At 54.1% G+C, this 14,719-nt stretch carries 16 protein-coding genes, 1 tRNA gene and 1 pseudogene; 6 read left to right on the forward strand and 12 right to left on the reverse strand.

The features are described 5' to 3' along the window. Nucleotides 1–196: 196 nt before the first annotated feature. Nucleotides 197–379, forward strand: coding sequence for a hypothetical protein (locus tag HV822_RS01325; protein ID WP_238871877.1), 183 nt, complete (start codon nt 197–199; stop codon nt 377–379). Between the two features lie 9 nt (nt 380–388). Here the strand turns inward: HV822_RS01325 and HV822_RS01330 are convergent, their stop codons facing one another. Then, nucleotides 389–733 carry a helix-turn-helix domain-containing protein gene (locus tag HV822_RS01330; protein WP_238871878.1) on the reverse strand — a complete coding sequence of 115 codons (345 nt, stop codon included), beginning with the start codon at nt 731–733 and terminating at the stop codon, nt 389–391. 128 nt (nt 734–861) lie between these two features. Here HV822_RS01330 and HV822_RS01335 point away from each other — a divergent pair, with 128 nt between their 5' ends. The 3 genes from HV822_RS01335 to HV822_RS01345 are packed head-to-tail and all read left to right on the forward strand — an operon-like array spanning nt 862 to nt 1,985. Then, nucleotides 862–1,311, forward strand: coding sequence for a hypothetical protein (locus HV822_RS01335; protein WP_238871879.1), 450 nt, complete (start codon nt 862–864; stop codon nt 1,309–1,311). A gap of 27 nt (nt 1,312–1,338) precedes the next feature. After that, entirely contained in the window at nt 1,339–1,713 is a 375-nt protein-coding gene (locus tag HV822_RS01340; protein WP_238871880.1) for a hypothetical protein, read from the forward strand. After that, the gene (locus HV822_RS01345; protein WP_238871881.1) at nt 1,710–1,985 is read left to right on the forward strand and encodes a hypothetical protein; all 276 of its coding nucleotides are present in this window, start codon (nt 1,710–1,712) and stop codon (nt 1,983–1,985) included. Before HV822_RS01340 ends, HV822_RS01345 begins: the two co-directional genes overlap by 4 nt. Nucleotides 1,986–2,135: 150 nt before the next feature. Here HV822_RS01345 and HV822_RS01350 read toward each other — a convergent pair whose 3' ends face one another. Both HV822_RS01350 and HV822_RS01355 read right to left on the reverse strand, forming a co-directional pair. Then, the gene (locus tag HV822_RS01350; protein ID WP_238871882.1) at nt 2,136–3,038 is read right to left on the reverse strand and encodes a hypothetical protein; all 903 of its coding nucleotides are present in this window, start codon (nt 3,036–3,038) and stop codon (nt 2,136–2,138) included. A 204-nt stretch (nt 3,039–3,242) separates the two neighbouring features. Continuing rightward, nucleotides 3,243–3,460 (reverse strand): annotated as a pseudogene (locus tag HV822_RS01355) (transposase); the annotation flags it as partial. A gap of 174 nt (nt 3,461–3,634) precedes the next feature. Between HV822_RS01355 and HV822_RS01360 the strand changes: the two are divergent. Then, nucleotides 3,635–4,336, forward strand: coding sequence for an abortive infection family protein (locus HV822_RS01360; RefSeq protein ID WP_238871883.1), 702 nt, complete (start codon nt 3,635–3,637; stop codon nt 4,334–4,336). A gap of 376 nt (nt 4,337–4,712) precedes the next feature. Here the strand turns inward: HV822_RS01360 and HV822_RS01365 are convergent, their stop codons facing one another. From HV822_RS01365 to HV822_RS01380, 4 genes are all read right to left on the reverse strand, one after another. After that, nucleotides 4,713–5,255 carry a P-loop NTPase family protein gene (locus HV822_RS01365; protein WP_238871884.1) on the reverse strand — a complete coding sequence of 181 codons (543 nt, stop codon included), beginning with the start codon at nt 5,253–5,255 and terminating at the stop codon, nt 4,713–4,715. Nucleotides 5,256–5,578: 323 nt separating this feature from the next. Then, nucleotides 5,579–6,262: an inovirus Gp2 family protein gene (locus HV822_RS01370; protein ID WP_238871885.1), complete on the reverse strand. Its 684-nt coding sequence runs from the start codon at nt 6,260–6,262 to the stop codon at nt 5,579–5,581. A gap of 315 nt (nt 6,263–6,577) precedes the next feature. Further along, a complete protein-coding gene (locus tag HV822_RS01375; protein ID WP_238871886.1) occupies nt 6,578–6,766 on the reverse strand; it encodes a helix-turn-helix transcriptional regulator in 189 nt (62 codons plus the stop codon). Between the two features lie 80 nt (nt 6,767–6,846). Next, nucleotides 6,847–7,944, reverse strand: coding sequence for a hypothetical protein (locus HV822_RS01380; protein ID WP_238871887.1), 1,098 nt, complete (start codon nt 7,942–7,944; stop codon nt 6,847–6,849). A gap of 382 nt (nt 7,945–8,326) precedes the next feature. Between HV822_RS01380 and HV822_RS01385 the strand changes: the two genes are divergently transcribed. After that, complete coding sequence (locus tag HV822_RS01385) at nt 8,327–9,715, forward strand: ATP-binding protein (RefSeq protein ID WP_238871888.1); 1,389 nt, start codon at nt 8,327–8,329, stop codon at nt 9,713–9,715. Nucleotides 9,716–10,432: 717 nt separating this feature from the next. Here HV822_RS01385 and HV822_RS01390 read toward each other — a convergent pair. From HV822_RS01390 to pheS, 5 genes are all read right to left on the reverse strand, one after another. Next, nucleotides 10,433–10,509: transfer RNA gene (locus tag HV822_RS01390), tRNA-Pro, on the reverse strand. A gap of 76 nt (nt 10,510–10,585) precedes the next feature. Then, on the reverse strand, nt 10,586–10,945 hold the full coding sequence (locus HV822_RS01395) for a MerR family transcriptional regulator (RefSeq protein ID WP_083727851.1): 360 nt from the start codon (nt 10,943–10,945) through the stop codon (nt 10,586–10,588). Next, a complete protein-coding gene (gene ihfA, locus HV822_RS01400) occupies nt 10,926–11,228 on the reverse strand; it encodes an integration host factor subunit alpha (protein WP_083727852.1) in 303 nt (100 codons plus the stop codon). Before ihfA ends, HV822_RS01395 begins: the two co-directional genes overlap by 20 nt. Nucleotides 11,229–11,233: 5 nt before the next feature. Continuing rightward, nucleotides 11,234–13,612, reverse strand: a complete 2,379-nt coding sequence (gene pheT / locus HV822_RS01405) for a phenylalanine--tRNA ligase subunit beta (RefSeq protein WP_238871889.1) — start codon at nt 13,610–13,612, stop codon at nt 11,234–11,236. A gap of 39 nt (nt 13,613–13,651) precedes the next feature. Beyond that, nucleotides 13,652–14,656: a phenylalanine--tRNA ligase subunit alpha gene (pheS, locus tag HV822_RS01410; protein WP_238871890.1), complete on the reverse strand. Its 1,005-nt coding sequence runs from the start codon at nt 14,654–14,656 to the stop codon at nt 13,652–13,654. Nucleotides 14,657–14,719: the final 63 nt, after the last annotated feature.

Below are 14,719 nucleotides of genomic sequence, written 5' to 3' on the forward strand. Positions count from 1 at the left end.
CACCCTGGAGGTACCTATGTGCCCTACTCCGGTATCGCCCTGCAGTGCATGCGGGGCATTCACGGTCTTGCACCGTGACAACCTGTACCCGGTCACGTTAGCGGCTGCAGTGCTCGACTGTGTATTGCGGCTACACCAGCAACCTACAGCAGCACCATCGCCACCATGGTCGCAACTCGCAAGCCTTATAGAGCAGGTGCCAGACATCAGCAAGGAGCTGGACCAGTGCAAGGCGCAGGCGCACGCACTCAGTGGGCTGATTCAGCGCAACTGGCTGGGGCCCTTTGATCAACTGTGTTTGAGCTGTGGCGTAATTGCCTTTGCAGAAGAAGGTGGGCAGGAAGACGCCGTCGAGACTGACACGCCTCCCGAGGCGTAGACGCTGGCCTCAGCGGGCCAGCCGAGCGCTTAACTGTTTTACCACCTGCAAGACCAGCTCCCGGTCTTCGCCACTCAACCCGTTCAGCAACTGCTCCAGCTCCCGGGCCTGGTCGCCGGTGCGCACGCTGCCTTCGGTCAGCAAATCCGCTGTATCGCAGCCAAACAGCTCCGACAACTGGAACAGGCGGGCGACTGACAAGCTCGCCACACCCCGTTCCAGACGCGATACCGCCTCACTGCCAATATCGAGCTTTTCGGCCAGCTGCTCCTGGGTCATGTTCGCCGCTGCCCGGCGGCGAGCAATGGCCTGACCAATACGGGCCGACCAGGCATCTGTAGTTGATTTGGACATAGCCCCTCCTATTCATCTCGAATGGTTGGGTATCCACCCGTTGACATGAAGGACCTTCAAAGATGACACTCAACCCAATTAGGCGACTTCACGCCAAGTGCAACCAAGGAAAAACCCAAGGAGGAAAAATGAAAGGAAAACACCTGGCCGCTTTGACAGCCGCCCTGATCGCTACCAGCTCAGCGTTAGCAGGTACCTATGAATGGACCGAAGGCTGGGGAATGGGCGTGACCGAATACAGCGTCGATGACGGCAATAACAACAGGCTGGTTATCGCCTGCCCAGGCGATGAGTCCCAGTCACTTTCAGCAAGTGCTTCCATTGCGGGTAAGGAGTACTACTCGGGCTATGACCTGGGATTCGACGTCATTGTCGATGGAGAGAATTACACCAACCCGTTCTACACGGAATGTAATTTCTGCAGAGCGCAATTCGATGTGTTCTGGAAGGCGCTGCGTAATGCAAACCACCTGAAGCTCACTGCTGACGGGCAAACAGTCAACCTCCCAACCACCAACCTCAAACAGCTACTCCTCCCCCTGGGCGCGCCGGAAAACAGCTGCCGCTCTACCTGGTAACCCTCAATCAAACAGAAAGGAATCAGCATGGACCAAGAACCTTATGATCACGACATGGAGGACGTTGCAGCCTCCCGGACACCAACCATCTCCCCTGCAATCATCGGCTGGGCTATTGCGGCTGTTGCCCTGGCCATATTCTCAGTCACATCCAACAACTCAGCCATGGTCCTCGGCGCCAGCACCTTCGCCAAGATCATCGCGGCGGCAGCCGGCTCGGTGCTGGGTCTAGCAGGCGCACTACTCGGCGACGCGCTCCGCCGCTTCGCTCAGCCAGATGGCGTATTCACCCAGGGTGGCATGCTTAGCCTGATCTGGATTCGTGTCTTTTGGTCTATCGGGCCGCAAGTCATAGGCCTGGTTGGCGGAGTATTTTTGGGCGCAGCTTTGGTACTCAAATGATTAAACCTGCAACCTCAAAATTTATCGCTACCACAGCCTGCATCCTGATGTTGCTGGGCTGCTCTGATGAGAGCGACCGCATGCGTGGCAAATTTGTCTCCGGCTGCATGCAAGGTGGTGCGCCGGAGCCTATCTGTCGGTGCGTTTACACCAAACTGGAAGCAAAATACTCTCTGGCGGACATCGAACAAATGAACGAGGCGTACGAAATGCCTCCTGAAACGATGATGAGGGATATCATTCAGTTCGCAATGGCTTGTGATGCTCGCTGAGACGACCGCTGCAATGTATGGAAGACCTCCCAGCGGAGGTCTTTTTTTTTGCCTGAAGAGACCGATATTGCTCCCAGGAATGCTAGGCTAATTAACATAGTAAAACTACTGCTAGACGCCGCTTGCCGACAATGGAGGACAATGACCCTATCATTTCTGCTTGCCATGCCACCACCAGCGCTTATTAGCCACATCGCTAAGATCTTCTTCCCACCCCCTCATCCAGTCTTCATAGCCAGAGTCGGAAGGGACCAAACCTGCTTTGCCATCAAGTAGGCTTAATCGTCGAATTATACGCTTCTCGCCAGACAGTTTCTTATACCGTTCACTGACTTTAACCCCTTGTGACGTGAGGCATTCGGCTAGTTTACAGGCAAAGAAAATGACATCGTCGGTGTAAATAGCTATCGCCTGGACAGTTGAGCCGTACTCATTGTTAACCACCCCTCCCACAGGCAGTCCGAGATAGTAATGCTCGGGCATAAACCCTGCTGGCAATGCACCATTCCTAAACACTCCTAAGAGCTCGTTATATGACTCAAGCATCCCGTTGAGATTTTCAACGGCGTCCGCTAGGGCTATCACTGACCTTACCCCATTTGGGGATATACTCATGCCGTTTAGAACAATACCCTGTAGCTCAGAAATGGGCGGCGCTATAGCTTGGAGTTTGAAGTTATTAATGCGTAGCGTAAACGGTCCTGCTGCTCTTCCGGCAGCTTGGTGCTGAGCGAATCTCTTCAGATCTGATTCGTACTTGCTACGGAGCGCTAAAACATGCTGCCCTTTAAGAGCACCTGCTACATCTATTACCGATGCACAGAGTGTTATTGCGACATCGATGCTGCGAAGCTCAGCCAATAGCTCGTCCCGCAACTTGGAGCTCCTAGCTATACGGCCGGCCATCCATGCACCAACGCCTGCACCGAGTCCTGCGCTAATTAAAGCACTGCCCCATTCTCCAGCGGCAGCACCTGGAACGCTAGATACCCAGGAAAACAACGGTGCCGTGGCTGTAAAAACGCCGTTAACCGGCTCCCACAAATCAGCCATACCAATTCCTCACACTCTGCACCTCGGCCATTAGAGGCAAATGAATCACCATCTTAACGGGATCGCCATCAGCCTGTCCCCGTGATAGTGAGCGAGTAGTTAAGACGCAGAACTCTTTGGCCTTACGAGCGGCGCCGTAAGACCGAATCACAGAGTCAGACAACGGTAGCTCCTGGCCGACGCCCGTCTGCTGCTAATCAGCTAGGCATCGACGATAGCGCCCTGACGCAGCGACAAACCTCGGTCACTCAGGTAGCCATTGGTTACGGCCAGGATACCAGCAGCCAGTTCGTGCTTTTCCAGCAGACGACGGAAGTTGATGATCGGGTTTCGTCGGGAATAGGCTCCAGGCTCAGCCCAGCCAACTGGCGCAGGATAGTAGTCTCCTACAGCGCTTCATCCATGGCCGGATCACTGTAGCCATCGGCCCAATCTGCGCGGACTGGATGCGCGCCAACCTCATCACGGTTGGATTGCGACCGGGGAGACTGCGCCCCTCCACTGAGCTCCATCGCTTGACAAGCCAAGTGCTATAGTGGGATTTCCGCTCACAGCATTTATTATTTTTAGTTATGAACTGTCATTGAGAATAGGATATGGAAAATTTGTTGCATGCGATTCTACGAGAAATTAAAAATGGTGCCACATCGTTTGACCCCAGCAGCGCTGGTGGCGATATTAAAAAATTCCAAGACATAGCGAAAACAATTGTTTATGCCGATAGCCAAGGGTATATCTCTAGAATTATTCCCCACATGGAATCTATGAGCGGGCAGCGACATTATGACTGCATATTAGTGAGCGGTGGACTAACATATCTGGGCGAGCAAACCCTAATTGAGCTTTCGGGCCAGCCGACACCAATCGATGAGGCGTTCCTTGATATTCTAAATCGCATTCCAAGCTACAACATCCGGGAGAAATGGGACAAAGCTCTCCATCGCCGTATAACAGACCCCAGCGGCGCAATTACTGCTGCCAGAAGCCTGCTTGAGACCACATTAAAATGGATCGTTGAACAACGAGGCGGAAAGCCCTCTAAAAACAACAAAGAATTGTTTAATCAGGCAATTGATTCTCTAAGAATCGAGGTCGAAGGAAAACCGATCGAGAAAACCATTAATGGTCTCAACACAATTCTTTGGGGCATAGGTGAGATGCGAAACAATCATGGCGATGCGCATGGTGCTGCGTCAAGCAGTACGCCGCCAACCGTCGGCGAGGCAGGTTTTTGTGTGAACCTGGCTGGGGCAGCGGCGTTGTTTCTATTGGAGGAGTTTGAGAACGGGGAGACTTAAGTCTCCCCGGAAGCGATTTATTATTTATCGGCTACAAGAACCAGCAAACAGAAGCGATATATCACGCCGTCACTCTAGGCATTGCGGTACCTGAACTGGTTTACATCAGAACTTGAAAAACTTGCGTGCTACAGCGAGCTGGGACTGTAAGTGTTCAGCGGTGCAAACTTGCAGAAGCGGTTGACCTCCTCTTCAATCTCCTCCCAGCTCACACCAGCGCTATTTATAAACTTGCGTGCTTCGCGCGCCCGTTCCTGGTCTGAGGGATGCCCCGCAAAGCGTTTATCTACGATACCGAATGCTTGTTTAAGTGGTCTTTTCCACACGGCTTGGTTCCTTTCAGGGTGGTGTCATAGATTTCCGCCGCCGCACGCTGCTAATGCGTTTCCACCAGGCTTCCTTTGAAGAAGATAAACCGAGGGGACCAGAAGCAATATCGGCGTACCAGAGCGATAACCTGCTCGAGCGTCGCTGTTTCAGCTGGCTGCTTGAGCCGGCAAAAATACATACCGCTCCACTCCGCATCAAAATACTCTTGAAGCTCTAGCGGATTCAACGTTTCGGCAATAGGCCTACCGTCAGGGTCTTCCTCATCGATTTGACTGGCATAGCACTCGAACAGCCGCTCTTTCAAAAGATCGAAGGCATACGGCTCCCACTGGAGCGGACAGCTTTCATCATCCAGGTCAGGTAGCCCTGATGGGTCGAACGCCAGGAGAAAACCTCGAAAGTATGCATCCTCAATCGGTTTGCACTGGTCTGCAGCGGCTGCGACTTGATGCCAGTGGTCAAACCCAACAGCTTTCGCCGTGAGCTCAAGTGCCTGGTGGTGAGGAATGCATTCCGCTCGCTTCGTCCATCGTGCTCGTTGCTTCAGAACAGAGACGGCTTTCTGAGGGATCAAATAGATGTATTGCATGGAGAGGCTCCTCTGCTTACGGAGATCCGGTGCCCACTTCCGAGATCCACACAGGGAATCCCAAAGATATGAAAGTAAGAAGAGAATCGTCCCGTTCGGGTTCGCCAAGGTGGGCAGCAGGTTTCGATCCAACCTGCCCAAAGCTTACGAGCTGCTGCTTTGTGATTTCAAGCGTTTTCTCATATGCAGAGCTCGCCTTGGAAGACCTGAATCAGGCTCTCACTCAAGGGACTGCAGTGTTCGGGGCGATGCAAGGTTTCAGCAAGCTCCAGCCGAAGGAGCAGGCCGTTTTGCCCCTCCTACGCCGGACCGTCAGTCTCCGCCTACCGTCTGCTGGCGTTAAAGCCATGTGCCCTCGAACCAAACTCCTTGGTAGCCGCTTTGCACAGGTAACTCGCTGCGTAGAACACGTCCTCCAGGGCTTGATCATCGCTCTGATGAAGCATCCATGAAGAACGACCGGGAGGAAGACTGACCAGGCCTGAAGCGTTGTGGTAGTCGACCCCGATAGCGCTCGCCCACGCGCCCCTGATGCGATTGTAAAGGCAGTCAGCATCTGGATTGGTGTAGTCCCCCACTGACCGATAAGCATCACCGTTGAGCAAAAGCAGAACGTGGTAATGGGGCCTGCCACTCTCCTGGCCTACCTCTCGAGCCCAGACGTATCTGAGGTGGTGCTTGTTGGCCTTCCCGTCTCGTGCTTTCACACAAGCATAATTAGAGTCGAGACGGTAACGCAGGCTGGCTATGAAACGCTCCATGACAGAATTCGCGGTCGCCTCAGGAGGTAGATCCGCACGCCTGCTGTACCTCAGGTCTATGCGCACGGCAAATACACGTGGAGTGGCAAGGCTAGCGGTGATGATGGTTCTGAGGAGCTTGTCGAGGTACTCCTCCACGGCTGGGCCTTGGGCTACTTGGATGGGTAGGCCTTGATAAGGGCTACTGAATACCAGTCGCTGGTTTGTGTTGAAGGGGTTACGTTTGTAGTGGTGGTCGTCGCTCATGAACACTCTCCTAGGTTGGTTCATAGCAACGTGTGATGTGTATAAATTTATCTATCGAGAAGCACCTCCACGGTTGGCTCTGGTCCTTGAAGGACCATCGCTGACGGTGTGCTCCTTCTCAGGGCTTGATAGGTGTGGACAGGATGTGTACTGGTAAATCTTGGGTGGTACTAATATATATACCGGAGAGCCTGGCTAGGCGAACGCTTGAGCCCTGCACAAGATTGAAAGCGGATCCGTGGGAGTCGGGAGAAATAGAATTCTGGAAAGGTATTAAACACAAGAGCCCTTGGGATGTGACCCTAACCATGCGTCTCAACCAGCTACGTCGCGCTCTGCCACCCGCGCTGACATCCACTCTAAAATCTCGCTTTCAAGCCAAGCCACCGAACGCCCGCCAAGCGGAACCGCTCTGGGAAACGTTCCCGCGGCGATGTACTGGTAAATAGTTGCGCGGGCTAGGCCGGTGAGTGCCATCACTGATTTCAACCGAAGAAATTTCATTCTGAGCGACCTCTGAACGTGGATTCAGAAGATCTGGCGAGGATGTAAAATCCTACTCACAGCCCGAAGAAAAGCACCGTTCAATAATCGGCATAGCGCTTATACTTCGAGAAGGTCGACATCAAGCCTGCCTCGTGGCGCACCTCGGCCGGGATGCTAGACTCACAAATATAGTCCGTCCAGCCATCGAAAAAACCCCAATGATCAGCCACCCGAAAACAGCGCCCCCCACTATCCTCTTTTTCAATAGCAAGCACCGCGCTTAAACCTGGGGCACCTTCAGGGGGCACTGCAGAAACAAGGAAAAACTCATGCGCCCCTAAGTACCGCGGCGAAATACGCTTCAACCGTGAATAAACAGATCCAGCTAAAACCTGAGAAAACTTACAAATTAAAACCTGCACAGAAACCCCAGAAAACTTTCTAGCAAATCGTGAGGGACTTCGATCTTTAACCCAACTTGCGACCTGAGCCAAAAATTCACCATCATATGCAACTTCACCATTAACAACCCTGTCGAGGCAGTGGGATAAAAAATGTGAAGCGCATCTCTCAACAACAAACTGAAGCATACCACACACCGCCTTTCTTCGCTCTTCAGAGAGGCCGGAGAAAAGAGAAGAAATATCATTGAAGCCTTCATAGAAGACAGCTGAATTATCGAGACCCAAAATACTCGAAAAATCCCCCTCATCTGCCAAATCAAAAATCAGCTGCGCAGCACTTTTTCCACCAAATTCAGTGCAGGATTCAAAAACAAAAACGGAAGACCCGCTCCCAGTCGATACAATATCCGGGTGATTGAGATTCAGCAAGTAAACAGTTTTCTTAGACCCAATGAAATCCGACCCACTAAACCCCGGAATTTTTGACCGTATTAAGCCAAAGGCATTCAACTTGAACAGTTGAGATTCTAGCCTATGCGCAGATAACCCAGTCAGCTTCCTTAACTCCGCACTACCAACCCCCTCGACGACTCCAAACTTATTAGCACGACAAAGCAAAACAACTAAAAGCAACCGATTAGTGAGACTCAGCCTTGCCTTTAACCCCGCTCGCCCCAACTTCGACTTCTGTTGTACCTGCTCAAGATATGAAGGACCTATAGTTCTTTTTGCCCGCAACACCCTGTCAATGACCGAACTCAAAGCGGGGGTCGATCCGTTGAGCTCGATCACGTTAGACCATCTATATCGAATCCGACGACTTCCAGCCCGACCTTCTGTACGGCAGATGCTGAATACCTCCGATTCGACAAGCTCCCCAAGTACTCGCCTAAAAAGCCGTTCCGAGATACCGGTCCTCCGCGCGTAGCATTCCAGCCCCCACCGTGATGCCAGCCCTGCAGGAAAGCAAGCTGATACTCCTGCAAGAAGCATCTTCGCCTCTGCAGACAAATTGGTACCGCTGATCTGGAGCGAAAATTGGGTCACCACCTGATCCTTCTTCAAGAGAAATTCTTATTATTAGAGCATAAAACAGGGTGTTTTCCTTTTTTTTATCACGCGTCATATGACGCGTGATATCATCGAAAAAGCATCATAAAAAAGGGAGTCGGATATGCTGAAAGATTGGGTAAAAAGGCACGACAACGTGGATAGAGATTGGCTAGTAAATTACCTATCCAGCCCTACCCGGCTTGGGGACCCCATAGGCAATACTTACGAGGACATTCTGAACAGATGGGAAAGCCGACTGTTAAGCACGCCCAACCCGAAAGAAATAATGCAGGCACTGAGTGCAGCCTGGGCGACCAAATGCTATAGGGATCGCGACAAGCACAGTAGCTGCAACTTAATGCTTAAGAGCGCATCAAAGAAAAAGCTGAAAGAGCTCTCGAGCAGCTTTAAGATAAGCATGGGAGCAGTTGTTGACGGGCTGCTTTTGGGCGAAGGTCCTCACCAAATTTCAAAAGAAGTCCGAACCGAAAAAAGAGAGAAAAGCAGACAGATTGCAAAGATGAAAAAGGAAAATGTCGAGGAGAGATGTTACTCAGAGGCATTAAACGAAATGCTTACAGCTGCCATAATTGAAATATCAAGACTCAAACTATCAACTCCCAAAGAGAACGACAAAACACCCCCATCAGCTTGCGTCGTTGCACAAGCTGCCGAATTGGAAGTTAGGGAAATCGCCGTTGGATTAGGACAAAATCTCGCCCTTATGAAAAGGCTGCGCCAAGGACACACTTTTGACCTAGAGTACATAGGCAACCGACTAAAAACGGGAAATAGTAGCCCACTTGCGTTGAGGCCACACAGTATTAGGCGCAAGCTCTCTCTAGCAAACCTGCCCAGCCCTAGAGCAAGGCTAAGCGAAGCAGAGCACCAGTTAGCGCCAGTGCAAGAAATTTTAGATGGGAGCTGGCTCTCGCCAGGAAACATACTAACTATCAGCGGCCGCGCCGAACAAGACTCAAACCGTATTGCCAGCGCAATAGCGATACATCATTGCACTAATGGGGCTCGAATACGCCACACCACCGCTTTCGACTTATTTAACAAGCTAGAAGAATCAAAAAACATCCATCTAGAGCAAAAGATCTCTCACTTAAATAGCATTGCCGACCTGCTGATAATCGGAGGATGGGACAATATAGGCTGGACGGGCCGAAGGCTCGAGATACTCCTCGATCTAATTACTAGCAGAGAGCGCTTCGGGTCAACCATTATAATCAGTAGAATAAGTATCGACGCATGGTTGGAAAACATAAAAGACGACAGAGTTATGCGTCAAGCATTCTCTTCCAAGCTACTTGACAACTCATACAAACTCACAATCACCCCAGAGCCTATAGCCAGCGATACAGAAGCGTTAAAGACCAGTACTGGAAAAACCTCAATAGCCAGTCGCTTTACATATTACAGCATGATAAAGAACACCGGGCACATCAGCGTTCCGCTCACCTCTCAGCATTGTATTACCCACATACTTTCAACTAAAAAATGAGTCTCATCACGCCGAAATTACGCTAGAAGCCATATGTACAGTTCCAATACTCACCTGACACCAGCCCCGTTCCGGAGCTGAGTTAAGCAGCGTCCTCCGTGGCCGGTTCTGGCTGCTCAACAATACCTTCGATGAACGCCTGGCTTGGCGTTCTGCCATTCCTCATTCGACGCTGGTGTGGCCACGCGTGCTTGCAATGATGCAGATATTGATCGAAGTCCTCCTGCATCTGTTCAACGCTCTCATACCACGTCGTACGCCCTGCTACGCGGAAGTGCTTGTCCAACAAGGAGCGGCGCAGTCGCCCCACAAAACCCTGGCTCCGTGGTCGTAGAACATACCGGGTTCGGCGGCCTAGTCCTTCTAGTTGCAAGACGAGTTCTAGGGGGTAGTTATCCGGTCTGTCGCCGTATTCTCGGTCGTTACGTGGCAGCAGGACCCGGCCCCCTATTACAGCCTGCTCAGCCGCAACGGGACGCGCCACCATGTGGTACGCGCATAGCCAGCCGCAGCCTACCTACAGGGGGGCGAGCACAGCTCCACAGACATATAGACGCTGCTAGCGCCTGGTGTCAGCGCTTAGCACTCCTCCACGAGGACAGCCTCGCCTAGGACAGCCAACATCGACGCAAAAATCCGGTGGGGCAAAAAGTGGGGCAAAAATGCGAGGCAAACAAAAAGGGGCTAGACCGTATCGATCTAACCCCTTGATTTGATTGGTCGGGACGGAGTGATTCGAACACTCGACCCCTTGCACCCCATGCAAGTGCGCTACCAGGCTGCGCTACGCCCCGACGATGCTTCGGTTTGTCTGCCGAAGCGGGTCGCATAATACATTAACTATCTGAAATGAGAAAGTTTTTTTTGGTATCAGCGAACGCGAAGCACGTTGAGCACTTCTTCCAGCTCGGCAATTGTCTGACGGATCAGTTGCTTGTACTGGGTGAGGTCTTCCCGTGCTTCTTCACCGGACAGACGCTGACGCGCACCGCCGATAGTGAAGCCCTGATCGTACAGCAATGCACGAATCTGGCGGATCATGAGGACATCCTGGCGCTGATAGTAGCGTCGATTACCGCGACGCTTGACCGGCGACAGCTGCGGAAACTCCTGTTCCCAATAACGCAGAACATGGGGTTTCACTGCACACAGCTCGCTGACCTCACCAATGGTGAAATAGCGTTTGCCGGGGATAGCCGGCAATTCGTCGTTATGGCTGGGTTCCAGCATAGGCTTCTACTCGTGCCTTGAGTTTTTGTCCTGGGCGAAAGGTCACTACCCGGCGGGCAGTAATGGGTATTTCTTCGCCGGTCTTGGGATTACGGCCGGGGCGCTGACGCTTGTCGCGCAGATCAAAGTTGCCGAATCCCGACAGCTTGACCTGTTCATTGGTCTCAAGTGCATTGCGAATTTCTTCGAAAAACAACTCGACCAACTCTTTGGCTTCGCGTTTGTTGAACCCTAACTCTTCGTACAGCCGCTCAGCCATTTCCGCTTTTGTCAGAGCCCCCATTTGACCTATTTCCTTAGTGTGGCGTTGAACCCTTGCTCCAAGGACTGCAGCACTCTGTCCATGACAGCATTCACCTCGTCATCGGTAAGAGTGCGCGACGAATCCTGCAACGTCAAGCCGATTGCCATGCTTTTTCTATGCGGATCAATACCTTTGCCCTCATAAACATCAAACAACCTGAGGTTCTTGAGGTGTGCGCCGGCTTCCGCACGGATGCAGGACAGCAAATCTTCAGCCAGCACGGTACGGTCCACCACCAGCGCTATGTCCCGTCTGACTTCAGGGTAGCGGGACAATTCCTCAAAGCGCGGCAATTGACCTTGGCAGATCTTTGCCAATGCCAACTCGAACACAAAAACCGGGCCGTTAAGGTCCAGATCGGCCACCAGCTGCGGGTGCAGCGCGCCCATCAGACCTACCTGCTCGCCGCCATTGAGGATGCGCGCGGACTGGCCCGGATGCAGCGCCGGGTGCTCAACCGGTTCAAAGCGGAAGGTTACGCCGGCAGCGCTCTGCGCCAGAACAGCCTCTACATCGGCTTTCACGTCGAAGAAGTCGATCTTCTCTGCGCCGTTGGCCCAGCCTTCCGGCTGGCGGCTACCGGTGACGATGCCGGACAGCATGACTTCCTGCTGCAGGCCATCGGCAGCGGGAATAAAGCGCTGACCGCTCTCGAACAGACGCACGCGACCCTGCTGACGGTTCTGGTTGTACTGCACAGCCTTGCTCAGGCCCGGCCACAGCGAGGGACGCATGACGGCCATGTCGCTGGAGATCGGGTTGGCCAAGGCCAGCGGCTCGATCTGCGGCTCAAACTGCTTGCTCAAACCAGGCTCGATGAAGCTGTAGGTGATCGCTTCATGGTAACCACGGGCAACCAGCAGACGGCGCAGCGCCGGCAGCTCGCCGCGGGTTTCAGGCTTGCCGGCCAAAGTCAGGGCCGCTGTCGGCGCGCTGACCGGCAGGCGGTTGTAGCCATACAGACGGGCCAGCTCTTCAATCAGATCCACCTCGATGCTGATGTCGAAGCGGTGGCTGGGCACATCTACCTGCCACTGACCCTCTGCCTGGGCGCTGACACCCAGACCGAGCCCCTTGAGGTAACCCACAACGTCGGCTTCGCTCATTTGCATGCCGAGCATCTGGGTGATGCGTTCGTTGCGCAGGGTAATCTGCTTGAGCGTAGGCAAGGCGCCCTGCTCTACCGCCTCGATAACCGGACCCGGCTCGCCGCCGACGATCTCCAGGATCAGTGCAGTAGCACGCTCCATGGCTTCGCGCTGCAGCTGCCAATCTACGCCGCGCTCAAAGCGGTGCGAGGAATCGGTATGCAGGCTGTAGCCACGCGCCTTGCCGGCGATGGCGATGGTGTCGAAGAAGGCGCTTTCCAGGAACAGATCACGGGTGTTCTCGCTAACACCGCTGTGCTCGCCACCCATGATGCCGGCCATGGCCAGCGGGCGTTCGTGATCGGCGATGACCAGGGTGTCGGCACGCAGGCTGACTTCCTGGCCGTCCAGCAGCACCAGCTTCTCGCCCTCTTCTGCCAGGCGTACACGAATGCCGCCCTTGATTTCAGCGAGGTCAAAGGCGTGCATCGGCTGACCCAGTTCGAGCATCACGTAGTTGGTGATGTCGACAACCGCATCAATGCTGCGGATATCGCTGCGACGCAGGCGCTCGACCATCCACAGTGGCGTGGCGCGCGACAGGTCAACATTGCGGATCACCCGGCCCAGATAGCGCGGGCAAGCCTCGGTAGCAACCAGCTCTACCGGGCGCACGTCCTCGTGTACCGCTGCAACCGGCGCCACCTCGACACGGGTGACGGCAGCGCCGTAGTTGGCACCCACTTCACGGGCCAGGCCGGCGATGGACAGACAGTCACCGCGGTTCGGGGTCAGGTCGACCTCAATGATGGCGTCGTCCAGCGCCAGATACTCACGCACGCTCTGCCCAACCGGGGCATCCTGCGGCAGCTCGTACAGACCGTCGTGGTCTTCTGAAATCTGCAGTTCAGCCGCAGAGCACAGCATGCCGAAGGATTCGACACCGCGCAGCTTGGCCTTCTTGATCTTGAAGTCTTCGCCCAGAACCGCGCCCACCATGGCGAACGGAACCTTGATGCCGGCACGGGCATTGGGTGCGCCGCACACCACCTGGAATTCTTCACTGCCGTTGCTGACGCGGCAGACGCGCAGCTTGTCGGCGTCCGGGTGTTGCTCTGCGCTGAGAATCTCGCCCACCACAACACCGGAAAACTCGCCGGCTGCCGGGGTAACGCTATCTACTTCGAGTCCGGTCATGGACAGGCGCGCCACCAGCTCATCACGGGAGATGTCGGGGTTCACCCAGGTGCGCAGCCACTGTTCACTGAATTTCATTATCGATTCCTGCTGTCAAAAGGGTTGCGGGTGCGGCGCTCAACGGAACTGCTCAAGGAAACGCAGATCGTTGTCGAAGAAAATACGCAGATCGCCCACGCCATAACGCAGCATGGTCAGACGCTCTACGCCCATCCCGAAAGCAAACCCCTGATATTTTTCCGGGTCGATACCGGACATGCGCAGTACGTCCGGGTGCACCATGCCGCAACCCAACACTTCCAGCCAGTCGGCCTTCTCCTCGCCGTTCTTGACCACACGACGACGGATGTCCACCTCGGCGGACGGCTCGGTAAAGGGGAAGAACGAGGGACGGAAGCGCACTTCCAGGTCAGCCTCGAAGAACTCGCGCAGAAACTGCTCGATGGTGCCTTTCAGATCAGCAAAGCTCACACCTTCGTCGATCAGCAGGCCTTCAACCTGATGGAACATGGGTGAGTGAGTCTGATCCGAGTCGCAGCGGTACACGCGGCCCGGGCAAATGATGCGGATCGGCGGTTGCTGGCTTTCCATGGTACGCACCTGCACCGGCGAGGTGTGAGTACGCAGCAGGGTATTGGCGTTGAAATAGAAGGTATCGTGCATGGCACGCGCCGGGTGGTGGCCCGGAATATTCAGCGCCTCGAAGTTGTGGTAATCGTCCTCGACTTCGGGGCCTTCCGCGACGGTGTAACCGACGTGGGCAAAAATCTGTTCGATGCGTTCCATGGTGCGGGTAACCGGGTGCAACCCACCGGTTGTCTGACCACGGCCAGGCAGCGTGACATCAACACGCTCGGCAGCCAGGCGGGCATTCATCGCCGCGCTTTCCATCTCGGACTTGCGTCCGTTGAGCACGCTCTGCACCTGCTCTTTGGCCTGGTTAACCAGGGCGCCAACCTTGGGGCGCTCCTCGGCCGGGATGTTGCCCAGGGTCTTCATCACCTGAGTCAGCTCGCCTTTCTTGCCGAGGTACTGCACGCGGATCTGCTCCAGCGTGGCCACGTCTGCGGCCTGTTTGATTGCCTCAAGTGCTTGTGCGACCAGGGCGTCAAGGTTTTCCATCAACACGTACTCCAGAAACAAAAATAGGGGAAGAGCTTGGAGGCTCTTCCCCTATCATTGACG

It is taken from the genome of Halopseudomonas maritima (genome assembly GCF_021545785.1).
Lineage (GTDB): Bacteria > Pseudomonadota > Gammaproteobacteria > Pseudomonadales > Pseudomonadaceae > Halopseudomonas > Halopseudomonas maritima.